At 61.3% G+C, this 22966-nt stretch carries 22 protein-coding genes; 14 read left to right on the top strand and 8 right to left on the bottom strand.

Going from position 1 to position 22966, the window contains the following annotated elements; all coding sequences use genetic code 11:
* Positions 1–14 precede the first annotated feature (14 nt).
* The 3 genes from OC446_RS14790 to OC446_RS14780 form a co-directional block, all read right to left on the bottom strand.
* A complete protein-coding gene (locus OC446_RS14790) occupies positions 15–1280 on the bottom strand; it encodes a ribulose-bisphosphate carboxylase large subunit family protein (RefSeq protein WP_262029794.1) in 1266 nt (421 codons plus the stop codon).
* Positions 1281–1287: 7 nt separating this feature from the next.
* Positions 1288–1827, bottom strand: a complete 540-nt coding sequence (locus tag OC446_RS14785) for a VOC family protein (RefSeq protein WP_262029793.1) — start codon at positions 1825–1827, stop codon at positions 1288–1290.
* Between the two features lie 93 nt (positions 1828–1920).
* Complete coding sequence (locus OC446_RS14780; protein WP_262029792.1) at positions 1921–2937, bottom strand: TRAP transporter substrate-binding protein; 1017 nt, start codon at positions 2935–2937, stop codon at positions 1921–1923.
* A 105-nt stretch (positions 2938–3042) separates the two neighbouring features.
* Between OC446_RS14780 and OC446_RS14775 the strand changes: the two genes are divergently transcribed.
* From OC446_RS14775 to OC446_RS14765, 3 genes are all read left to right on the top strand, one after another.
* A complete protein-coding gene (locus OC446_RS14775) occupies positions 3043–4098 on the top strand; it encodes a LacI family DNA-binding transcriptional regulator (RefSeq protein ID WP_262029791.1) in 1056 nt (351 codons plus the stop codon).
* Between the two features lie 64 nt (positions 4099–4162).
* A complete protein-coding gene (locus OC446_RS14770) occupies positions 4163–6031 on the top strand; it encodes a TRAP transporter large permease subunit (RefSeq protein ID WP_262029790.1) in 1869 nt (622 codons plus the stop codon).
* A 155-nt stretch (positions 6032–6186) separates the two neighbouring features.
* Positions 6187–6963, top strand: coding sequence for an HpcH/HpaI aldolase/citrate lyase family protein (locus tag OC446_RS14765; protein ID WP_315986511.1), 777 nt, complete (start codon positions 6187–6189; stop codon positions 6961–6963).
* A gap of 186 nt (positions 6964–7149) precedes the next feature.
* On the opposite strand, the gene OC446_RS14760 is transcribed toward OC446_RS14765, so the two are convergent.
* Positions 7150–7455: a hypothetical protein gene (locus tag OC446_RS14760; RefSeq protein WP_262029788.1), complete on the bottom strand. Its 306-nt coding sequence runs from the start codon at positions 7453–7455 to the stop codon at positions 7150–7152.
* A 651-nt stretch (positions 7456–8106) separates the two neighbouring features.
* Between OC446_RS14760 and OC446_RS14755 the strand changes: the two genes are divergently transcribed.
* Genes OC446_RS14755 through OC446_RS14720 form a run of 8 tightly spaced genes read left to right on the top strand, consistent with a single transcriptional unit; the run spans position 8107 to position 15148 of the window.
* Positions 8107–8520, top strand: a complete 414-nt coding sequence (locus tag OC446_RS14755; RefSeq protein ID WP_262029787.1) for a Rieske (2Fe-2S) protein — start codon at positions 8107–8109, stop codon at positions 8518–8520.
* Positions 8521–8545: 25 nt separating this feature from the next.
* The gene (locus OC446_RS14750) at positions 8546–9499 is read left to right on the top strand and encodes a carbohydrate ABC transporter permease (RefSeq protein WP_262029786.1); all 954 of its coding nucleotides are present in this window, start codon (positions 8546–8548) and stop codon (positions 9497–9499) included.
* Positions 9496–10338, top strand: coding sequence for a carbohydrate ABC transporter permease (locus OC446_RS14745; RefSeq protein WP_262029785.1), 843 nt, complete (start codon positions 9496–9498; stop codon positions 10336–10338). The genes OC446_RS14750 and OC446_RS14745 overlap by 4 nt, the downstream gene beginning before the upstream one ends.
* A gap of 34 nt (positions 10339–10372) precedes the next feature.
* A complete protein-coding gene (locus tag OC446_RS14740; protein WP_262029784.1) occupies positions 10373–11446 on the top strand; it encodes an amidohydrolase family protein in 1074 nt (357 codons plus the stop codon).
* A complete protein-coding gene (locus OC446_RS14735) occupies positions 11443–12552 on the top strand; it encodes an amidohydrolase family protein (protein WP_262029783.1) in 1110 nt (369 codons plus the stop codon). The genes OC446_RS14740 and OC446_RS14735 overlap by 4 nt, the downstream gene beginning before the upstream one ends.
* A 12-nt stretch (positions 12553–12564) precedes the next feature.
* A complete protein-coding gene (locus tag OC446_RS14730; RefSeq protein WP_262029782.1) occupies positions 12565–13560 on the top strand; it encodes a dihydroxyacetone kinase subunit DhaK in 996 nt (331 codons plus the stop codon).
* Entirely contained in the window at positions 13557–14165 is a 609-nt protein-coding gene (locus OC446_RS14725) for a dihydroxyacetone kinase subunit L (RefSeq protein WP_262029781.1), read from the top strand. The genes OC446_RS14730 and OC446_RS14725 overlap by 4 nt, the downstream gene beginning before the upstream one ends.
* Positions 14166–14185: 20 nt before the next feature.
* Entirely contained in the window at positions 14186–15148 is a 963-nt protein-coding gene (locus tag OC446_RS14720) for a PDR/VanB family oxidoreductase (protein WP_262029780.1), read from the top strand.
* A gap of 66 nt (positions 15149–15214) precedes the next feature.
* Here OC446_RS14720 and OC446_RS14715 read toward each other — a convergent pair whose 3' ends face one another.
* The 4 genes from OC446_RS14715 to OC446_RS14700 all read right to left on the bottom strand — a co-directional run bounded on the left by OC446_RS14715 (position 15215) and on the right by OC446_RS14700 (position 19870).
* Positions 15215–16558, bottom strand: a complete 1344-nt coding sequence (locus OC446_RS14715; protein ID WP_262029779.1) for an extracellular solute-binding protein — start codon at positions 16556–16558, stop codon at positions 15215–15217.
* A 341-nt stretch (positions 16559–16899) separates the two neighbouring features.
* Positions 16900–17682, bottom strand: a complete 783-nt coding sequence (locus OC446_RS14710) for an SDR family oxidoreductase (RefSeq protein ID WP_262029778.1) — start codon at positions 17680–17682, stop codon at positions 16900–16902.
* A gap of 10 nt (positions 17683–17692) precedes the next feature.
* Positions 17693–18676 (bottom strand): aldo/keto reductase, encoded by a 984-nt coding sequence (locus OC446_RS14705; RefSeq protein ID WP_262029777.1) that lies wholly within the window; start codon positions 18674–18676, stop codon positions 17693–17695.
* Positions 18677–18841: 165 nt separating this feature from the next.
* Positions 18842–19870 (bottom strand): LacI family DNA-binding transcriptional regulator, encoded by a 1029-nt coding sequence (locus OC446_RS14700; protein ID WP_262029776.1) that lies wholly within the window; start codon positions 19868–19870, stop codon positions 18842–18844.
* 462 nt (positions 19871–20332) lie between these two features.
* Here OC446_RS14700 and OC446_RS14695 point away from each other — a divergent pair, with 462 nt between their 5' ends.
* The 3 genes from OC446_RS14695 to OC446_RS14685 all read left to right on the top strand — a co-directional run.
* Positions 20333–21652 carry a mandelate racemase/muconate lactonizing enzyme family protein gene (locus OC446_RS14695; RefSeq protein ID WP_410055077.1) on the top strand — a complete coding sequence of 440 codons (1320 nt, stop codon included), beginning with the start codon at positions 20333–20335 and terminating at the stop codon, positions 21650–21652.
* A gap of 60 nt (positions 21653–21712) precedes the next feature.
* Complete coding sequence (locus OC446_RS14690) at positions 21713–22465, top strand: ribonuclease activity regulator RraA (RefSeq protein ID WP_262029774.1); 753 nt, start codon at positions 21713–21715, stop codon at positions 22463–22465.
* A gap of 59 nt (positions 22466–22524) precedes the next feature.
* On the top strand, positions 22525–22966 hold a 442-nt coding region (locus OC446_RS14685; protein WP_315986507.1), incomplete at its 3' end, for an ABC transporter ATP-binding protein.

Below are 22966 nucleotides of genomic sequence, written 5' to 3'. Positions count from 1 at the left end.
GCGACCTCCGTCTTCTAGGATTTTGTGAAGAAGCTGAATGCATCCGCAAGAGCACGATTCTGCTCGCGGGCGCGTTCCATGCTGTCGCCGGACTCGACCACCCGCCACGCCTCTCTGATGCTCGCGACCCCTTCGGCGGGCCCTCCGGGATGCGCCATGATACCACCACCGGCCATGAAGAGTAGATCGGACGTCTTCACCGCACGGTAGGTCTGCTCCACCGTGCCGGCCCATTGTCCCGACGAGAACGCCGGCATGACGCGATCGTCCACATCGCACAGGGGCGTCAGGCAATCTCTTGCGCTATCCACCACCTCCTCGTCGGCCTGTGCGAACTTCCCGCCTAGACCGTGCACATGCATATGATCGACACCGGCGAGCCGCCAGAGCGTCTGGTAGGCCTGGAAGCCGATGCCCAGCACCGGGTGCCGCGAGAATGCGCCATAACCGTTGCGATGGCCGTGGATGACCAGGTCGGAACTGCGCCGCAGCGTCTCGATGCTGGAGAAGCCGCACCAGTTCAGGCTGGCCATGACACAGCTTCCACCCTCTTGAGCCACCAGGTCCGCATGACGGCGCATGGCGTCCGTCTCGCCGGTGATGTTGAAGGCGACCATCACATGCTTGCCCGTTCGATCCTGATGGCGGCGCACGGCCGCCATGACCGCAGGAATACGGACAGACAGGGGCGCATGGACAGGATTGGCTGCAATCTCGTCATCCTTGATGAAGTCGAGTCCGGCGGCGCACAGGCGCTCCACCAGGGATGCGATCTCCTCCGAGCGAAGCCCGACATTCGGCTTGATGATCGAGCCAATGAGGGCGCCCTGGGCAACGCCGGTCACGCGGCGCGTTCCGACAATCCCATGCTGAGGAAGTGCATATTGCTTTCGATAGAGACTTGGCAGCTTGAGAGATTCGAGGCGCAGGCCTGTGACCTCACCCAGATCGAACAGGTTGCCGGCCACGGTCGCGGCGAGCGTCGACAGATTGACGCCGACATTGTCCACCGGAAAGCGGATGACGACTTCGCCTCGCCGCGAGGAGGCCGACGGTCCTTTGCGGTCGAGCCAGGAACTTCGGAGAGACGGTTTCCCGACCTCGCCCAGATCCCGGATCCCAACGACATCCGCACGCGCCCGTTCACGCAGCTCGTCGGTTTCCCCCTCGACCCGCGTGAAGGTTCCGCAGGATTGCTCGCCCGCCATGACGGCGGCCACCTTTTCGAGGGGCAAAGGCGTTTCGACGAGATATGTCGCCTCGTAATGTGCATCCGACATGACGGCCTCAGAGCTGAGAGAGATCGGGGAACGGACGGACCGGATCGCGTCCGTCCCAGCTCTCCGACGCTTCCCTGATCAGCTGGAACATCTTGCCTTTCGGACCCGCGACCTCCGACAACTCGATGACGGTCCCCGGATGGTACTCGGTATCGAAATAGACAAACCGGCCGCGCTCTCCGACCTCGCCGCTCATCACAGGAGCGAATCCCTGCTTCGTGAGCCTTTCCAGATCGGCATCGTATGTCTCCGTCCAGTAGGCGACATGCTGCAACCCGCGATGGCCGGCCCGCTTGAAGTCACGATACATCGAGGGAGCGTCGTTGCGGGTCTGAATGAGCTCGATCTGAAGCGGACCGGAATTGGCCAAAGCGACGGAATTGTGAGGCCGATAACTTTCCCCACGGTAGATGTAGTTCTCGATCGGCACCCTCTCCTTGTAGAAGAACGGGCCGACGCCGAGAACACGCGACCAATAATCCATGGCGGCCTCGATGTCGTCGACAACGTAGCCTGCCTGCCTGATCTCTCCGAGAAATCGGCTCATACCTTACCTGCGTGTTTGATGAGGGCGCATCCTTATGAGGTGCGCCGGGGAACGATGAGACCCGATGGACGCCATCGGATCCCGCGAGAGTGATTAGGCGAGCGTCCCGACGACGCTTTCGAGATGGCCCCAGGCCTCGGCACCGAACTTCTGCTTCCATTCCTTGTAGAAGCCAGCGTCGCGCAGCTTCGCGCGGAAGCTGTCCGTCTCGCATTGGTTGAAGGCCAACCCCTTGCTCTGGAGATCGGCCTGAACGGACTCGTTGAGCGCCTTGATGTCCTGGCGCTGCTTCAGCCCCGCCTCGTTGATGGCCCGCGAGACGATCTCCTGAACGTCGGCAGGCATGCCGGACCATTGGCGGCCGTTGGCGATGAACCAGTAACCGTCCCAGATATGGTTCGTGAGCGCGCAGGACGACTGCACCTCATAGAGCTTGGCGACCTGAATGATCGGAAGCGGGTTCTCCTGCGCATCGACCACCTTGGTCTGCAGAGCGGTATAGACCTCGCTGAACTGCAGGCTGGCCGGCGCGGAGCCGAGACCGGAGAACATGGAGATGCTGATCGGGCTGACAGGGACGCGGATCTTCAGGCCCTTCATGGAATCGGCGTTCGTGATCGGCGCACCGCTCGTCGTCATCTGACGGAAGCCGTTGTCCCACATGACGTCCAGCGCATGCAGCCGGGAGTCGGCAATCGCCTTGCGGACGAAAGCGCCGACCGGTCCGTCCATGGCGGCCCAGACCTGATTGTAATCCTTGAACGCAAAGCCAACAGCGTTGATCGCCGCGACGGGAACGAGGGTGGCGATCACCAGGGCGGACGGCGTGAAGAAGGTCAGCGCGCCGTTACGCACCTGAGAGAGCATGTCCGTATCGCCGCCGAGCTGATTGGCGGGGAAGATCAGCATCTCGACGCGCCCGTTGGTCTCCTTTGCGATCCGATCCGCCGCTTCTTTCGCCCGGATGTTGAGGGGATGGCTGAGCGGCAGGTTGTTGCCATAGCGCAGAGTGATCTCGGCAGCATGAGCGTAACGCGGAATCGAGAAAAGGCTCACGGCGGCCGGAGCCGCTCCAAGCCCCTTCAGAAGTGTTCTTCTGCTGACTGTCATTGGTGATTTCCTCCCGAAAAGACGTTTTTCTCTTTCCGAATGAAGAAATCCGTCATATCAATGATGTGGTCAAATCAAAATTATGATGTTTTTTGATGTAACTCTATGAGCATCGTGTTCGACAATCCCTCTCTCAACCGCCGGGTCACCATTGTAGACATCGCGCGCCTCGCCGATGTGTCGACGGCCACCGTTGACCGCGTCCTCAACGGGCGGCAGGGTGTCAAGGCCGCCACGGTCGCGCGGGTCATGAAGGCTGCCGCCGAACTCGGCTATGTCGATGAGAGCGATGCTCGGATCCGTGATGTCCGTCCGCTCGCGCAGATCTCGTTCATTCTCCCCCAAGGGACGAACCGCTACATCACCATGCTTGGTCGCATGATCAGCGAGATGGCGCCCCAGCTCGAACGCTTCTCGATCAAGCCGACGGTCGAGTATATCGATAGCTTCAACCCGGACCTGCTCGCGAAGGCACTGCACCGTCATGCCAAGCACGCGGACGGCATCGCCTTCATGGCGATTGAGCATCCCGTGGTGCGGGAGGCCGTCAATCGCATCGCCGCGACAGGGAAGCCCGTCGTGACGCTGATCTCCGACGTCGCCAGTCCGATGCGAACCGCTTATTTCGGCCTCGACAACCGGGCCGCCGGTCGCATGGCGGGATATCTGCTCGCCCGCTTCATCGGCAAGCGTCCCGCCAAGGTCGCCATGATCGCGGGCAGTCTCAGCTACCGCGCTCATGGAGAGCGCGAGATGGGGTTTCTCGATATCCTCCAAGAGCTCTATCCAGACATCGAGGTCGTCGGCCTCCGGGAAGGGCACGACGATGAAGCGCTCAATTACCGGCAGATGCGAGCGCTCCTGTCTCACCACCCCGATCTGGACGGCATCTACAATATCGGCGGAGGCGCTTCCGGCGTCGGACGCGCGCTGAAGGATGCACGGCGCGAGAAGAGCGTAGTCTTCGTCGGCCACGGCCTGACGAGCGACACGCGCGAGTACCTACTCGACGGCACGATGGATGCGGTCATCACGCAGAGCGCCGAAGATACGATCACCAAATGCGCCGCTCTGTTCCGAGACCTGCGGGAGGGACGCAAGCCCAGCCCTTCCCCCGATCCCATGAGGATCGAAGTCGTCTTCAGGGAAAACCTTCCCTGAGACCGAGCATCAGCCACAACGAAGAACGATAGCCGCAAAGACACCGGCGATGAGGGAGGAGAGAATGACCATGGCAACAGAAACCATCGATGTCGGAGAACTCGAGGATCTGCCGACCGGCCTGAGAAGCGGCTCGGCCTTTCTGAAGCCCGTCGAGATGATCGCCTCCGCCATTCTGGTTGCGATCATTGTCCTGCTCCTCATGGGCGTGACCTCGCGCTACGTCCTCTCGCTCCCGATCGTCTGGATCGATGAGGCTGCGGCCTTCTGCTTCCTCTGGCTCGCCATGCTCGGCGCGGTCATCGCCATCGATCGCAACGAACATCTGCGCCTGACATTGTTCCTGCAGATGATGTCGGACAGGCTGCGCGATTTCTTCACGGCCCTGGGCCCGCTCCTTGTCGCTGTGTTCCTCATCGGGATGCTATGGCCCGCCATGGAGTATGTGATCGAGGAATCCTACATCACGTCGGCGGCTCTCAACATTCCCATGAGCTGGCGCGTTGCCGCGCTTCCGGTCGGGATCGGCCTGATGGCGGTTCTCGCCCTGCGCGAAGCGGCCCGCGCAACCAAAGGCATGAACATCGTGACCGCCGCAGCTGCGATCGCAGCCGTCGGCGCGATTCTATGGCTCGCATCTCCTTCGCTCCCTGCCCTCGGCGATCTCAACATCCTCATCTTTCTCGTCGGCTTCGTCGCCTTCTTCCTTGTCATCGGCGTGCCGATCGCCTTCTGCTTCGGCCTGGGCGCATTGGCATTCCTGACCTTCACCAGCTCCATGCCCACGATGGTGATGATCGGGCGCATCGACGAGGGCATGTCCAGCCTTATTCTTCTGTCGGTTCCGATCTTCGTGCTCCTCGGCTGCATTCTCGACGCAACGGGCATGGGCAGGGCCATCGTCGAGTTCCTCGCGTCATTGTTCGGCCACGTGAAGGCCGGCATGTCATATGTGCTGCTCGGCTCGCTATTCCTGGTCTCCGGCATTTCGGGTTCGAAAGTGTCCGATATGGCGACCGTCGCTCCCGCCCTCTTCCCGGAAATGAAGCGGCGCGGGCATAAGCCGAAAGAGATGATCGCCCTGCTCGCGACGGGGGCCGCCATGGCCGATACGGTGCCGCCTTCCATCGTGCTGATCGTTCTGGGATCGGTCGCGGGCGTGTCCATCGCGGGCCTCTTCACCTCCGGCTTCGTCATCGCCATGGTGCTGCTTCTCGCTCTCGCCGTCCTTGCGCGCTGGAAAGCGCGGGGCGAGATGATGGACGGTATCCGGCGCGCTCCTCTTCAGGTCGTCGGCAAGGCGCTTGCCGTCGCAGCACCGGCGCTCGTTCTGCCCTTCCTGATCCGGAGCGCCGTCGGCGGTGGGGTAGCGACCGCCACGGAGGTTTCCACCATCGCGGTGCTCTACGCACTGATTATCGGCATGGTGCTGTATGGCGGCATCCGGCCCGGGAAGATTTATGACATGCTGGTCGAAACGGCCGCCCTGTCAGGTGCCATCCTGATCATCCTCGGCACCGCCTCGGCCATGGCCTGGACGCTGACCCAAACCGGGTTCGCCTTCAAGATGGCCGCGATGGTCACAGATCTGCCGGGCGGCTGGGTGACCTACATGCTGGTCACGATCGCCGTTTTCATGGTGCTCGGCTGCGTGCTGGAAGGACTTCCCGCCATCGTGCTGATGGCACCGATCATGTTCCCCATCGCGAAGAACCTCGGGATCAACGACATCCATTATTCCATGGTCGTCGTGACAGCCATGAATGTGGGCCTGATGGCACCACCCATCGGCGTCGGCTTCTACATCGCATGCAAGATCGGCAACGTCTCACCGGACGAGGCCATGGGCGCCATATGGCCTTATATCGGCGCGCTCTTCATCGGCCTCCTCGTCATCGCCATGGTGCCGGCACTCTCAACCGCTTATCTCTAGGACGCCTCTCGACATGGAGCTTGCGACCTGTCTGAGGCCCCTGGTCGGGCCTCGGGCATTGATGGGTTAACCGGAAACACAGGTCGCTAGGCAAGCGCCCGGCATTTCCCTGTATAACAGGCGCAGCGACCAGCCAGACACAAGGGTGACCGATGGTGGACCTTCAGCGCAATGCCTTCAAAGCCGCTCTCAAGAACGGGCAACTGCAAATCGGGCTCTGGAGCAGCCTCTGCAGCAACATCGTAGCGGAGATCATCGCTCATAGCGGCTTCGACTGGATCCTGCTCGACATGGAGCACTCTCCCAACGAGGTGCCGGGGGTTCTGAGCCAGCTCCAGGCTCTTTCCGGCGGCACGGCTACGCCCATCGTTCGTCCAGCCTGGAACGATCCTGTGCTCATCAAGCGGCTCCTCGACATCGGCGCGCCGGCCGTTCTGATACCCTTCGTGCAGAACGCACGGGAAGCGGAGCTGGCGGTTGCCGCCTGTCGTTATCCTCCGGCGGGCATTCGCGGCATCACGTCGGTGGGCCGCCCCAGCGCGTATGGACGCTTGCCGGCCTACCTCAAGCAAGCAGACCAGGAGACCTGCGTCCTGGTGCAGATCGAGACGTCGGCGGCGCTTGCGGAACTGGAGGCGATCGCCAGCGTCGATGGCGTTGATGGGGTGTTCATTGGCCCCGCCGACCTGTCCGCCTCCTTGGGCCATATCGGAAACCCGCAGCACCCGGAGGTCCAGGCCGCCATTCAAGATGCCGTGCAGCGGCTCAAGGCCGTCGGAAAGCCTGCGGGGATTCTCGCGCCGCGCGAGGCGGATGCCCGCCGCTACATCGAGTGGGGTTATGAATTCGTTGCTGTCGGATCGGACCTGGGAGTGCTCGTCAAAGGCGCCGATGACCTGGCCAACAGCTTCAAGCCTGTCTCTCCGGAGTAAGTCGTTCCTGCCACGAGCGACATGTGCCTAAACCCAGCTTCGGGACACCTTCGCTGACGCGTGCACCAACTCTCAGGATGAAGCCCCTTGCGAGTGCCATGATGGGAGCGGCAATGCCGCTCCCATCATGGCCATCATCGTTCTAGAGCGGCTTAGCGATGCCCCGCCGATAGCATCAGGACAACCTTACTCGCTCTCCTCTTGTATACCATCGATCTCGAACTGCATTTGATAGGGCGTCCGCGCACGCTCGTAAGTCGCCTCGGCAACCGCATTGGGCTCGAGCGAATCTTCCGGTCCCTCATACGCTGGTCGCTTAGGTTCCTTGCAAAGATCCGCACAGATGCTTCGGGTGGCCCGGCGGTCGCTGGCCTCGATGCGCTTGTTGAATTTCTCCTGCTGCGCAAGCCAATTGCCGTTGTGATCAGCCTCACGGGCACCAGCGAGGTTTGCCACGAGAAGGCTGGCGGTCGCCAGGAAGAGGAGTTTCAATCGCATCGTCATGCTGCCAACGGGTATTTTGCCAAGTACGGCACTCAAACTGAGCGCCATCATTGATGACTAAGGCTAATCGGCCCGACGACAAACAACTCTGGAGGCGAAGCCGGGTGACTACAAAGTATGAAACCCTCTCGCTTCATACTCTCCAACTGCCCCATCGACGGCGCGCAAGAAGGATGCAGCTGCGGCACCCAGACCCAACCATCGTGATGTTCGTGCTTCCGAGCCAGCTCGGTTCCAGCAGGAGCACCATATGCGGCAAAGCCCGATGCAGATTGCCGTTGTTTCTCAAGACCTGAGTGGACGTTTCGCCTCCCTTCCATCCTGTCGATGGCGGGGCCGCCGACGCAGTTCTCTCGGTCTGGACGATTCTCCAGATGCATCACAGGTGAGGGCGCCTCTCGCACCTGGCTGTGGACGCCACCACACCAATCCCGCGACCTCACCATTCCCCAAGCTCCTCTCCAAGCTGCTGATATACAACCATAAACCCGACCTTGTTAGGTCGCGTTATGCTCGTTTCGGAACAGAAATATTAAAACCTAAGGATAAATCAGCTCGCGCTTGCGCATGTGTTTGCTTTTTGATAGGGTTTACCTAACAAAACATAACAACGCCTAAGGCGGCGTGGAGGAAACAACGGTGAGTAAGCACATCGTGGCTCCCGTCACGGAATTTTTGGACGGAACCCACAGGCTGGTCCACGTCAACGGTCGGCCGATCGCCGTCTTCAACATCGGCGGCGAATTCTTTGGGATTGCCAACGCCTGCCCGCATCAGGGAGGCAGCCTTTGCGACGGCCATCTGGGCAGCCTCGTCACTTCCGACGCTCCCGGGCAATACCGCCTCGAGAGAAAAGGCGAGATCCTCCGCTGCCCCTGGCATGGTTGGGAATTCGACATCCGGTCGGGCCAGTCCTGGTGCGACCCAAAGAGGATCCGTACCCGGAGCTACCAGGTCGACGTGAAGGAGGGCTCTGACCTGGTGAAAGGGCCCTATGTCGCCGACACGTTTCCGGTGTCGGTCGAAGATCGATATGTCGTCATCGAGGCTTGAAGCCGCAAACAGGCAGGAGATTGCCTTGGACCAACGCGTCAGTTCCTACATGCTCGATGTGCCTGAGACGGACTTGAGAAAGTCCACCAGCAAGCGCTTCGGAAGCACATTGTCGTCTTGGGTCGACAGACACTTTGCCGTCCTGACGGTCATGCCGACGCTGACCGTCACGATTCTCGTCTTCGGCCTGCCTCTGGTCCTCTCCCTGATGTTGAGCGTTCAAGGTTGGAGCGCTCAGCAAAGCCTGTTCGGCGGTCGCTTCGTTGGATTTGCCAACTATATCGATCTTTTCAGCGATCCCCAGTTCACCCAGGCCCTGTGGCTTACCATCGCCTACACGGTGATCACTGTCTTCCTGGAGCTGGCAATCGGCTTGGGAGTGGCGCTCCTGCTCAACAAGGATGTTCCCTTCGTCAAGGCCTTCCGCACCGCTCTGATCGTACCGATGATGATCACGCCGATCGTCGCATCAATGTGCTGGAAGCTGTTGCTCGATCCGAATTACGGTATCGTCGATTACTTCATCGGCAGCCCGATCCTCTGGCTCGGCGATCCGACGTTGGCGAGGATCTCCGTCGGGTTCGTGAATGTGTGGCAGAATGCTCCATATGTTGCGATCCTGCTCCTGGCTGGCCTGCGGTCCCTACCATCCGAACCCATCGAGGCTGCGGCTATCGACGGTGCCACCCGCTTCCAGATCTTCCGGCATGTGACCTTCCCGCTTCTCACCCCGTACATCGTCGTCGCCCTGCTGCTGCGGACCATCTTCGAATTCCGCACATTCGATAATGTCTGGGTCATGACGGGCGGCGGCCCCGCCGATGCCACGAAGCTTCTGTCCGTCTACACCTTCATGACGTCCTTCTTCGCCTTCGATATGAGCCTCGGCGCTGCCGCATCGTGGATCATGTTGCTCATCGTCTTCGTCTTCTGCGTCCTCTTCGTCGCAGCATCCCGTCGCAAGGAAAACGCCCTATGAGCGTCGCAACGAGCCGCCGGAAACGCCTCATCGGCATCAGCCTTACTTATTTCGGGCTGATCATGCTGCTGGTCGTTTTCATTGGACCGCTCCTGTGGGTCCTCGGATTGTCACTCAAGACCCGCGCGCAGATCTTCGTCACCCCGCCGGTTCTGGTCTGGACGCCGACATTCGAGCACTACGCCAGAGTTTTGACGCAGGCTGATTTCATCGCGTCCTTCATGAACAGCCTGACCGTGACGTCGGCATCGGTTGCCCTGTCCCTGGTGATCGGCGTCCCGGCCTCCTATGTCTTCGCACGGTTCCGGTTCTTCGGCAGCGGAGCAATGTTCTATACTCTGCTCCTCATGCGGATGCTTCCACCTGTGGCCATCCTGCTGCCGATCTTCATCCTGTTCACCCGCCTTGGATTGGCCAACAGCCGGATCGGCCTGATCATTGCCTATACGACGTTCAGTCTTCCCCTCATCGTGTGGATCATGCGCGACTTCTTCGAAGGATTGCCGAAGGAGCTCGAGGAAGCCGCCTATATCGACGGAGCTTCGCGCATGACGACGTTCTTGCGCATCGTGCTCCCTCTCGCGCGGCCCGGCATCGTCACCGCATCCATTCTGTGCCTGCTTCTCGCCTGGAACGACTTCATCTTCGCGGCCATCCTGACCAACAACGCCACGCGCACGTTGCCCGTTCTCATGGCGACCTATGCAGGGGCGGAGACGGGGACGGATTGGGGATCGATGACGGCCTCGGGTGTCCTCGTGGTCATCCCGGTGATCATCTTCTCCCTCATGGTGCAGCGCCACCTTGTGGCGGGGCTATCGGCCGGCAGCGTGAAGTAGGCTGGCGCTCACGACGCCGGCGAAGGAGCCCGAGATGCATGCTACACTGACAACGGGTGCGATCGATTGCGATCTTCATCCGGCCGTGCCGACCATCAAGGCTCTGATGCCCTATTTGGAAGAGCATTGGCAGGACGCGTTCATCGCACGCGGCATCGATCACTTCAATCCGATGAGCTACCCGCCCAATGCTCCCCTGACCTGCCGACCGGATTGGAGGGAGCCCGGCGTCTTTCCGGGCAGTGACTTCACGGCCCTGCAGAAGAACGCCCTGGACGCCTTTGGGACGCGCTATGCGATCTGCAACACCGTCTATGGCGGGCAGATCGCCACGAGCGAAACCATGGGGGCTGCCATGTGCCGGGCGGTCAACGACTGGATCAGGGCCGAATGGCTCGACCGAGATCACCGCCTGCGGGCGTCGATCGTCGTTCCCCCGCAGGATCCCGCCGCGGCCGTGGAGGAGATCGAGCGTTGCGCGGTCGACCAACGCTTCGTTCAGATCATGCTTCCCGTCGGCGTCGAGATGATGCTGGGGCGCAAGTTCTACTGGCCGATCTACGAGGCCGCTCAGCGGCACAATCTTCCGGTCGGCCTCCATGCCGGCCTGATGTACCGCTTCGCCCCGACTTCGACCGGCTGGCCGTCGCACTACCTGCAGGACTACGCGAGCATCACGCAGACATTCGAGGACCAGCTGCTGAGCCTCGTCTCGCAGGGCGTGTTCTCCAAATTCGAGCATCTGACGGTGGTCCTGATCGAATCCGGTGTCACATGGCTTCCGGGCTTTCTCTGGCGCGCGGTGAAAACCTGGCGCGGAGTGCGTCCCGAAGTTCCGTGGGTGAAGGAGTCTCCTGCCGAGATCATCCGCCGACACGTCCGGCTCACGGCGCAGCCCATAGATGCGCCGGCCGGTGGCGCTCAGCTTGGGCGGATCATGGATCAGATCGGAAGCGACGATATGCTGCTTTTCGCAACCGATTTTCCCCATTGGCAATTCGACGGCCGCGAGGTTCTGCCCCCGGGAATCCCGGACCGGCTGGTCGAGAAGATCATGATCGAGAACCCGTTGAGAACGTACACCCGACTGGAGGGGACATTTCAATGACCCTGCTCTCGAACACGCTCGATCATGCGTCCGCAACCCGCAGCCGCCTCGGTGTCGTGGATTGCGACATCCATCCGACTCTGGCGCATCCCAAGGCGCTTTACCCTTACCTTTCGCAGCTTTGGCGAGATCACCTCGATCAATACGGAACATTCCAGCACACCATCTATGCCGGCCGTGGCACCTACCCTCGCTTCACGCCCAACACCGCACGGCGGGATGCCTGGCCGCCATCGGGAGGACCTCCCGGCTCGGATCTCGCTTTCATGCAAAGCCAGCACCTGGACCCGCACGACATCGCGTTCGGCATCCTGGAACCGCTGGTCGAGGCCAATGTCACCCGCAACACCGACCTCTCGACCGCCATGTGCGCCGCGGTGAACGAGTGGCAGCTCGATGTCTTCGCATCGAAGGAGCCGCGGCTGAAGGCGTCGATCCTCGTCTGCGCAGAGGACGCAGCGGGGGCCGTGGAAGAAATCGAGAAACATGCAGGGGATCGGCGGTTCGCCCAGGTGCAACTCGGCGCCCGCTCCCTCGAGCCCATTGGGAGAAAGCGGTATTGGCCGATCTTTGCGGCAGCGCAAGCCGCAGGTCTTCCCATCGGCTTCCATGTCGGCGGCCCGTCGGGCTACGCGCCCTCCGCCAGCGGCTGGCCGTCCTTCTATGTCGAAGACCATCATGTCCTGATCCATGGTGCCCAGGCCCAGGTGACGAGCATGATCCTAGAAGGCGTCTTCGAGCTGTTCCCGAAGACGCGGGTCGTGATGATCGAGAACGGCTTCGCCTGGGCCCCTCCTCTCTCATGGCGTCTGGACCGGTTGTGGTCGCGGATGCGCAGCGAGGTCCCCCACGTGAAGCGCCCTCCTTCGGAATACATGCGTGAGCATGTCTGGTTCGCAACGCAACCGGTGGAGGAGCCGGAGCGGCGGGAGGATCTGCGGGCCCTCTTCGACTGGATCGGGTGGGACCGCATGATGTTTTCCTCCGATTACCCGCATTGGGATTTCGACGATCCCAAGCGCGCGATCCAAATGCCCATGTCGGAGGCGGAGAAAGCGATGCTGTTCCGCGACAATGCCATGGCCTTCTACAACCTCGCCGCCTAGAGACACACATCCATGAAGAAGCTGCTGAATGCGCCCACGGCCTATGTCGATGAGGTGCTTGACGGTCTCACTCTCGCTCATCCCTCGCTCGTGCGTGACGGCACTGCCGGTCGGGTCATCCGTCGCGCGAGCGGTATCCGATCCGGGAAGGTCGGCATCGCATCGGGCGGAGGCTCCGGCCACCTGCCTCTCTTCACCGGCTATGTGGGGTCAGGCCTGATCGATACCTGCGCGATCGGCAATGTGTTCGAGGGCCCTAACATCGATTCCTGCATGGATGCCATCCGCTTGGCCAATGGCGGGCGAGGCGTGCTCCGTCTCTACGGGAACTATGGAGGCGACCGCATGAATTTCGACATGGCGGGTGAGTTCCTGGAGGAAGAAAGAATCCACACGACCACCGTGCTCGGCACCGATGACATCGCGAGTGGAACCCAAGACGAGCGACAGAAGCGCCGCGGTGTCGCGGGCCTGATCTACGCCTACAAGGCCGCCGGTGCGAAGGCGGAAGAAGGCGCCGACCTCGATGAGGTCACGCGCGTTGCCCGCAAGGCGGTCGACGCGACGCGCACGATCGGCGTTGCTCTTGCCCCCTGCCGGGTGCCGACGGCCGATCGACCGACTTTCAGCCTCGCCGGGGATGAGATCGAAATGGGGATGGGCATCCATGGCGAACCAGGCATCTGGCGGGATAAGCTTAAACCTGCCGACGCGGTGGTTGACGAGATGATCGATCGCCTTCTCGCCGACCAACCCGTGACCACCGGGCGCATCTCCATCCTCGTCAACGGCCTCGGTGCGACGCCGCTGGAGGAATTGTTCATCCTCTACCGCCGGGCCGCCGAGCGCCTGCGGCAGGCTAAGATCGAAATCGTGCAGCCACTCGTCGGCAACTATGTGACCTCGATGGAGATGGCAGGGGCTTCGATCAGCCTTCACGCCATCGACGACGAACTTGCAACGCTCCTGGCAGCGCCGGCCGATTGCCCGTTCTGGAGGGTCCCATGACCGCCATTACGACACAGCACATCGCTGCCGCCGTCAGCGGCGCCAAGGCGGCCATGGGTGACCTCGAGCAGGTCCTGAACGAAGCAGATTCCAAGCTCGGCGATGGGGACACGGGCAGCATGCTCACCCGCCTGATCGACCGGCTCGCGGAGGCAGACACTGCGACGGAGCCTTCCCTAAGCGATACGTTCAGCAAGCTCGCCCGCGCCGCCATGGGAGCGACCGGGTCGAGCCTCGGCACTCTCTTCGCCACAGGCCTCATGACGGCATCGCGAATGACAAAGGGGCGCGAGGCGATCCCCTGGTCCGAGCTAGCCCCGCTTCTGTCAGCGTCCCGCGATGCGATGATGGCGCGCGGTGGCGCGAAGCTCGGCGACAAAACCGTTCTTGATGCCATTCACGAAGTCGCGCTCGCGGTCGAGGGACTGAACGACCCGGTAGCCGTCGCTCAGTCGGCGAAACAGGCGGGACAGGTCGTTCTCGAGCGCTTCTTCAACGAGAGCTGCAAGGTCGGCCGCGCTCGCATGTTCGCGGATAAGAGCGTCGGGATGCATGATCCCGGAATGCTCGCTTTCGTCAAACTCGTCGATGCAGTCGCCAGATAGCCCGGGAGATCGGCGGCACAATGGAACGAGCCACTTTCCCGGTGATCGTCACGGCTGTGATCGCGGAAACCGAGACGGTCAACAGCTACGAACTGTCTGCCGTCGGCACTGGCACACTCCCTGCTTTCTCAGCCGGATCGCATATCGACCTGCATCTCGGAAATGGCCTGGTCCGCAGCTATTCGCTTGTGAACTGCCAATCCGAAAGACGCCGCTACGTGATCGGGGTCCATCGCGATGCCGCGGGACGCGGCGGATCGCGCCTCGTACATGACAGTCTGCATGTCGGCCAAACCGTTGTTCTGAGCGGCCCACGCAACAATTTTCCACTGCGTGAAGATGCCCGCCATACGGTGCTGATCGGCGGCGGCATCGGGATCACCCCGCTCCTCGCGATGATGACGCGCTTATCCAAGCTCGGGCGGCCCTACGAAGTTCATTATGTAGCCCGCACCCGGTCAAGCGCCCCTTTCCTCACTCGGATCGCCGAGCTCCGCAAGTCAGCAGGAGCCGATATCCGTGTCTCCTTCAGCCAGGAAGAGCCCGCCACGCGTCCCGACATTGCGAACATCGTGAATTCGGCGCCGGATGATGCGCACCTCTATTGTTGCGGTCCGAGCTCCCTGCTCGAAGCATTCAAGGAGGCGGCCGCCCGACGCCCCACAGAGTTCGTCCACCTGGAGCATTTCGGATCGGCTGAAACGCCGACGAGGGAGGGAGCATTCCAGGTTGAGCTCGCGCGCTCGGGCGTCAGGCTGGATGTCAAGCCAGGACAGTCGATCCTCGACGTCCTGATCCAGGCCGGAATCGACGTCGCCTTCTCCTGTGAGCAAGGGGTCTGCGGCACCTGCGAGGTCGCGGTTCTGGAAGGCATTCCCGATCACCGGGACACATACCTGACGCCTGCCGAGCGTGAAAAGAATGCCTCGCTGATGATCTGCTGTTCGAGATCCTTTTCAGACAGGCTTGTGCTCGACCTTTGAGATATCTGTAATCACAAAAAATGCCCGGCGACGCCGGGCAATTCTGTTTTATCTCGGCAGACAGGATCAGTTCTGCCCGGTGCGGACCATCACGCGCTTCCAATTGGACGCGACGTTCTCCATCGCCTGCTTGGCCGTGGTCTGTCCCAGCATGGCCTGGGAGATGCCGGAGCGCAGGTGCTGCTCGAAGGCGCCCCAGTTCGGATCACGCGGATTCATGACCGCCGTCTTCAGCGAGGCGGCGGACGCTGGAGCCCAGCCGTATTCCTGAATGACCGTGGGATCGTTCAGGACGGATTGACGGGCCGGCGCGTTGCCCTTCTCCATCGAACGACGCGACCATTCGGGTCCCGTGATGTGCTGGACGAACTCCCAGGCCCATTCCTTGTTCTTCGTGTCCTTCGGCACCGCGAACGCCCAGCCGCCGTTGAGGCTCTTGGACTGCTCCGGGGTATTCATGCCGGGTACGACCGTCCAGCTCCACTTGCCCGCCGTCTTGGAGGATGGATTCCGGTTCAGAGGAGTCGCCGAGGCATTGACCGTCACGGCCATGGCATAGCGGTCATTCTGTCCGTTGGCGATGATCTCGTCCCACTCCCAGGTCACGGCATCCGGCGGTATGACCTTGTGCTTGGCGAGCAGGTCGCCATAGAACTGCAGCGCCTCGATCGCTTCCGGCTTGGTGACGAAGATCTCGCCCGTCTGCGGGTCGTAGAGATCGCCGCCGGCGGAACGCAGCCATGGAAGGAAATGGTCGACGATGGCACCACCTTGGCGAGCGCATGTCCCGAGCCCGAAACGGGTCCCGTTGCCCTGCTTGGTCAATGCCACGGCGGCTTCGAGAAGTTCTGGGAAGGTCTGCGGCGGCTTCGTGATCCCAGCTTGTTCCAGAAGCTCCTTCTGGTAGTGCAGGATATAAGTCGTGCTGCGATAGGGTACGCCGACATAGCGCTTTTCCTTCTCATGAAGGTATAGCTGCTTGACGCCCTCCGGAAAGTCGCCCCAGTTGAAGTCCGGATGCTTGTCGGCGGTCTTCTTGATAAGCTCCTGCACATCCTCGAGATAGGGGCCCATCCAGCCGACCTGGGAGGCACCGAGCTGGATCACGTCGATGGTATTGGAGCCACCCATCAGCTCCGCCTTCATGCGCGTCACCATCGCCTCATTGGGAAGCTGGGTGTATTCCACCTCGATTCCGTGCTGCTTGGTAAAGGCCGGAATGGCATCTTGGATGATCGTGCCCTTCCAAGGCGCACTGTCACCGACAACGAGCAGCTTAGCGGGCTTGCCCTGAGCATACGAGCGACGCGGAGCCCCGATCGCCGCGAGACCAAAGCCGGCAGCGGCGGAAGCCATGAGCGTACGCCGTGTGATCACGCCATTTCGCGCGACATATGTTTCCTTGGACATTTCTTTCACTCCCTTCATGACCGTCTTCACCGCGATCATGCTTGTTATGAGGCTGACATATGCGGCTCTTGAGTGAGATCAGGGATACACATCCTCTCTGCCGAGCCGGGACACCGCTTCACAGTGTTATGTTTTGTTAGGCGAAATCTACCGACGCCTAATCAAATCTGGCATCATCTGAAAATTAAGCAAGCTCCTTTTATTGATTTACCAACGCAAAGGAAGATATTTTACGGCCCAGAGGGTACAATTCACCTAACAAGAACCGCAACACTCGCTCTCCGCGCAATCACCCACCTGGGTGCGATGGGCCGACGCTGGACTGATGCGCGCCTAAGGTGTCAACGCAGCAGCGATTGACCTCCGTCGATCCAGATCGGCGTTCCGGTGATATGGCGCGATCGTGGGGAGGCGAGAAAAACCACCACATCGGCGACGTCCTCGCTCTGCCCAGGCTTTCCACGGGTAATGGGAATATCCCCGTCGGGCCAGACGACCGGAACACGCGCCTCGTCTACATTGCGTTTGAAGGTGTTGTCCGGAATGGCCGTATCGATTTGCCCCGGGCAGACGGCATTCACGCGGATGCGGTGCTTGCCGAGTTCAAGGGCGAGTTGCTGTGCGAGGGCAAGTTGCGCCGCCTTCGTGGCCGCATAGGCACTCGCACCGGCCGTGGTGAAGGTGCGCGTGCCATTGATGGAGGACATGATGATGATGGATCCGCCGCCGGCCGCCTTGAGGTGCGGCACTGCGTAATGGAGCGTCAGGTAAGTCCCACGCAGATTGATCGCGATGGTCTTGTCCCATTCATCCGGGCGCAGATCGTCGATCGGCGCCCAAACGCCGTTGATTCCAGCATTGGCGACCACAATGTCGATCCTGCCGAAAGCCTCGACCGTCCGTGCGACAGCCTCTCGCATCCCATTCTCGAGAGCGACATCGGCGACGAGGGCGATGCCGCGCCCTCCCGCCCTCTCAATCTCGCTGACGGTTTGAAGCAGTTCGCTCTCGGTGCGCCCGATTGCGGCGACAGCAGCACCCTCCTGGGCGAGCTTGATGGCTGAGGCTCTTCCGATGCCCGAGCCTGCACCCGTGACGAACGCGACGGATCCTTGCAGTTCCATGTTCAGCTCCCTAGACAAACCCGTGCGGCTTATGCGGCACATACGCCTTTGTCATGTCCTCGAGATCCTCGGCGGTCAGAGTCACTTCCGTTGCCGTCACCGCATCGTCGATCTGACTTTCGCGGCTCACACCCACGATGGGCGCGGCAACCGCAGGCTGTGCCATGAGCCAGGCGAGCGCGATGCTGGCGCGCGGAACGCCATGGCGCCGGGCGACGGCTGCGGCCGCATCGATGATTTTGGCATCGACCTCCTCCGTGTCGCCGTAAAGCACCGGCCGCAACAGATCGGTATTTTTGCGGACGCTCTCGGGCTCGCCCTGCTCGCGAGCCAGCAATCCGCGCGCGAGAGGCGCCCAGGGGATGAGACCGACCCCTTCGGCCTCGCACAGCGGCACCATTTCACGCTCCTCCTCGCGATTGAGGAGATTGTAATGGTTCTGCATGGACACAAAGCGCGCATAGCCCTTGCGGTCGGACAGGTAGAGCGACTTGGCGAACTTCCAGGCATGCATGGAAGAGGCGCCGATATAGCGAACCTTGCCGATCCTCACGAGGTCGGTCAGCGCCTCCAGGGTCTCCTCGATAGGCGTCGTGGGATCCCAACGGTGAATCTGGTACAGGTCCACATAGTCCGTCTGGAGACGACGCAGACTGTGGTCGATTTCCGTCATGATCGCCTTGCGCGAAAGGCCGGCTCCATTCGCCCCCGGCCGCATGCGCGTATTGACCTTGGTGGCGATCACCACGTCGTCACGCTTGGCATATTCCTTCAAGGCGCGCCCGACGATTTCCTCGCTCGACCCGAGCGAATAGCTATTCGACGTGTCGAAGAAGTTGATGCCGACGTCGAGGGCCTTCTTGATCAACGGCCGGCTCACGTCCTCGATCAAAGTCCACTTTGGCTCCCCCCTGTCCGGCTCGCCGAATGTCATGCACCCGAGGCAGATGCGCGAGACCTCCAACCCGGTCCGTCCCAACTTCGTGTATTTCATGATGCACCTCTCCTCCCTTGTTCAACGTGACTCCGGACAAAGCTCCGCCTTGTCCGCAGAACGGTGCCTGCGGAGCCATTTTCGGCGGGCAATCAACGAACCGGCTATGCGATCGTCAGGCAGCCCGATCCAGAGCCACCGATGATCCATTCAAGCCATCGAATTCTATCCGGCGGCCGCGAGGCACCTTGCGCGCCATTGGGTCGACGTCGCCGGTCCCGTGGACTCCCGCTCGATCAGTTCCGAGACGAGAGCAATCCGCATGGGCGGCACGGTCCGGAAATCCGGATTGAGGGCCCGGTCGGCAATGCAGCGCATCATAGCGGCACCCAGTTCCAATTGCGGCGTCCGAACAGTCGTAAGCCGGGGCACAACTTGTGAGGCAGAAATAAAATCGTTGAACCCGACCACGGAAACGTCTTCGGGCACACGCACGTCGAGGCGAGCGAGTTCGGAAATGACGTTCACGGCGATCCCGTCATGGGCACAGAACAATGCCGTCGGAGCACTGCCGGCGCGAAGATGGGCGAGGAAGGCTTCACGAAACCCGACGGACTCGTCGAACACGATGTCGTGCACCGTCGCGCCTTCGACCTCGCGCATGGCGTCGCGCAACCCACGGAAACGTTCGGCGCGCCCGAGAAGCTTCGCGTTGCCGTGTACGAAAGCGATCTCGCGATGCCCCCGCGCCATCAGAAAGCGCCCGACGGCGACCCCGGCCTCCCAATCCGTCCCGACCACATGGTCGACGGGCTCCAGCGCACCGACATAGCCCGCACAAACGACAGGCAGGCCGATCTTCGCCGCGATCCCGCTCAGTTCGGCAGGGTACGGCACAGCAAGAATGAGCCCCACAACCGTGCTGTCGATACTCGCGGGGTCGTTGAGATAACGCGCCTGGCGGGGCACGACGGACAATCCGCGGCGCTCCCCTTCCATTTCGGCCCCGTGCAACAGGTTGAGCCACAATTCGCTGCTGACGGGATCAACCTCCTGGCGGATGAAAAGCACCTGCCCGTTCGTCTGCGCGAATTCCTGGCTCACACGATAGCCCATGCTGTGCGCTGCGCGCAGAACACGGTCCCGCGTCGCCTTGCCCACTCCAGGCTTGCCCGAGAGAGCCCGCGAGACCGAAAACTTCGACAGACCGAGCCGATCGGCGAGATCCTGAATTGTGACGCGGCTTGAGCTCATAGATGCCCCGGATTGCGCTTTGAAAACGCTGTTGTGAGCAGTCGGCGGAAGAGCGTCAAGCACTCGCCCCACCAAGAAGCCCGCGAGACGCAAGACCAACAAATTTTGTTATGCGCCTCGACCCATGACCTAACATAAGCAAACAAAAAGTCAACTCGCCGGCGAAGGCAACTTATCCCTCTAAAAGCTAGAAACAGCGCGTTAATGGCTCCGGTGCAGCCATCGAGAGATTTCATACTTGCTCGCTTTGTTTGGTCATGTTAAGCAACAAACATAACAAAACAAAACATAGCCTTGCTCTGGGAGGAAAGGCAAGCACACCGGCCATCGCGCCTCCAATCCGCATTCCATAGAGACCAGACGGCTGACCGACTTGCCTGCCCCAAGGCTAAGCGCCCGCAGATTTCGACAATTCCGGCACCGTATTCGTCCGCGAAACGGGACCTCCACAGGAGCATGAACGTGCTACATCAGAAGCCCACTTTGAACGCCGCCGAAGCCGTGGAGAATGCCGTCTCTACGTATTCCAGCCCGAGCGACCTTCGCATCACCGACATGCGCATCGCCGTGGTGACCGGTATCTGCTACTACCCGATCATCAAGATCGATACGAACCAGGGGATTTACGGGCTCGGCGAGGTGCGGGATGGCGGCCATCCCGAGAACGCGCTTCAATTCAAGCACATGCTCATCGGGCAGAATCCCTGCAACGTCGATATGATCTTTTCGGCGATGCGCCGCTTCGGCGGACATGGCCGGGAAGGTGGTGGCGTTTCGGGGATTGAGATCGCCCTGTGGGATCTGATCGGGAAAGTCTACGGCGTCCCCTGCTATCAGTTCCTCGGGGGCAAGTACCGCGATCAGGTCCGCATCTATGGGGACACGCCCGCGCCGGATCAACAGACTCCGGAGAACTACGCGAAGGCGGTGAAGAGCCGCGCCGAGATGGGGCTCAGCTTCATCAAGTTCGACCTTCCCCCTCGCCTGTTCGAGAGCACGGAGGGCGCTCTCGTCGGCCAGCCGACGAAGCACGAATATGATCTCGGTAGGGCTTGGCGCGTTCCGGGCCATGGACCGGGAGCGCGCCTCAGCGAAAAGGGAATTGCCGCGGCTGTCGACATCGTGGCGGCCGTACGCGAGGAGGTCGGCCCCAGCATCTCATTGTGCATCGATCATTTCGGCGAAGGCTTCATGACCGCCGACGAGGCGATCCGTTTGGGGCGTGCCTTGGAACCCTTCAATCTGGCCTGGCTGGAGGATCCCCTGCCCTGGCATGATATCGCCGGACACAAGAAGGTGGCCGATGCGCTGCAGACGCCCATTGCAGGCGGCGAGGATCTTTATCTCTGGGATGGATTCCGCGAGGCGATCGAGACGAACGCCTTTGACGTCCTGCATCCCGATCTCCTGACCTCTGGTGGAATGCTGGAGACGAAACGCATCGCCGATTACGGCGAGCGCTACGGGGTTGCCACGGCCCTGCATTGCTGCTGCTCTCCCATCGGCTTCATGGCCAACGTCCATTGCGGCGCGGCCATTCCAAGCCTTCTCGCCGTCGAGCACCATGGCCTCGACATTCCGTTCTGGACCGATCTCGTGACTGGCCTCGATCCCGAGTACATGGTCGACGGCTATGTCAAGGTTCCGGATGCTCCCGGGCTCGGCCTCGATCTCAATTACGAGGTCATCGAGGAGAACCTGCGCGTCAAAGGCACGATGTTCGCACCGACCGACGCCTGGAACGCGAAGAAGCTCGGCTTCGAGCGCGTGACGACCGGCTAGGTCTATGTCGGAAATCTCGAAGCTCCTGAACATCATGTCGACAACGAGGACCCGCCGCCAATGATCGAAACGAACGACATCAGCCGCCCTCCCCAGGAATGGTGCGAGGCACTAGCCGCCATCGGCGCCGCAACCGCGAGCAGCACCTTGAGCCGGATGGGCATCCGCAACTCGCATATCTTCGGCCCCAAGGCCTGGACGAAAGGCAAAGCCATTGCCGGCCCGGCCCTGACCCTCCAGTTCATGCCGAAGCGTGAGGACCTTTACGGAGCCGACGAATATGCGGAGCCGGAGAAGCAACTCCACCGTCACGTCCTTTATCACACTCAACCCGGTGACATCGTCGTGGTGGATGCGAGAGGCGACATGCGCAGCGGCATCTTTGGAGAAATGATGATGACATTTTTCCAAGGTCGCGGCGGGCAAGGGATCGTGGTCGACGGGTGCCTTCGCGATACGCCTAACACCAAGCACCTCGATCTCGGATTGTGGATCAACGGCGTGACACCGAACTTCCACACGCAGACCGATCTCATGCCGTTCGGCGTGAATGTGCCGATCGCATGCGGCGGAGCGCTGGTCATGCCGGGAGACATCATCGTGGCCGATGACGATGGCGCCGTGGTCGTTCCGGTCAAGCTCACACCCGAGCTGATCAAGCAGGCCTCGCATCATCACGAGTGGGAAGAGTTCTCCAAGATCAAGCTTCTCCAGGGCGGCGACCTCAGGCGCTATTATCCGCTCTCCGAAGCTGCCTGGCCCGAATACCAGGATTGGCTGCGGACGAACGGCAGGGCCGTCGACCCTGCATAAGACCAAGAGAGCGGAATGCTCCGTCGAACCGAGGAAACCCCAACAAAGGAGACGACGCCATGGCATCGGTAGTCATTCGCGACGCAAAGAAGTCATATGGAGCCATGAACATCCTGCACGGGGTCTCCATCGATGTCGATGACGGCGACTTCGTCGTCCTGGTGGGGCCGTCGGGTTGCGGCAAGTCGACCCTGCTCCGCATGATCGCAGGCCTGGAGGACATCACATCGGGCGAGATCCGCATCGGCCCCCGGGTTGTGAACGAGGTTCCGCCCAAGGACCGGGATATCGCCATGGTGTTCCAGAATTATGCGCTCTATCCGCATATGAACGTGGCTGACAACATGGGCTTCTCGCTCAAGCTCAAGAAGGCGAGCAAAAGCGAGATTGCCACGAAGGTCGAACGTGCGGCGGACGTGCTCGGTTTGCGCCCCCTCCTCCATCGTTATCCCCGCCAGCTCTCCGGCGGCCAGCGCCAGCGCGTCGCCATGGGCCGGGCCA

The organism is Microvirga sp. Mcv34 (genome assembly GCF_024519725.1).
GTDB lineage: Bacteria > Pseudomonadota > Alphaproteobacteria > Rhizobiales > Beijerinckiaceae > Microvirga.
The sequence above is the reverse complement of the archived record's forward strand: the minus strand, read 5'-3'. Positions and strand labels throughout refer to the sequence as shown.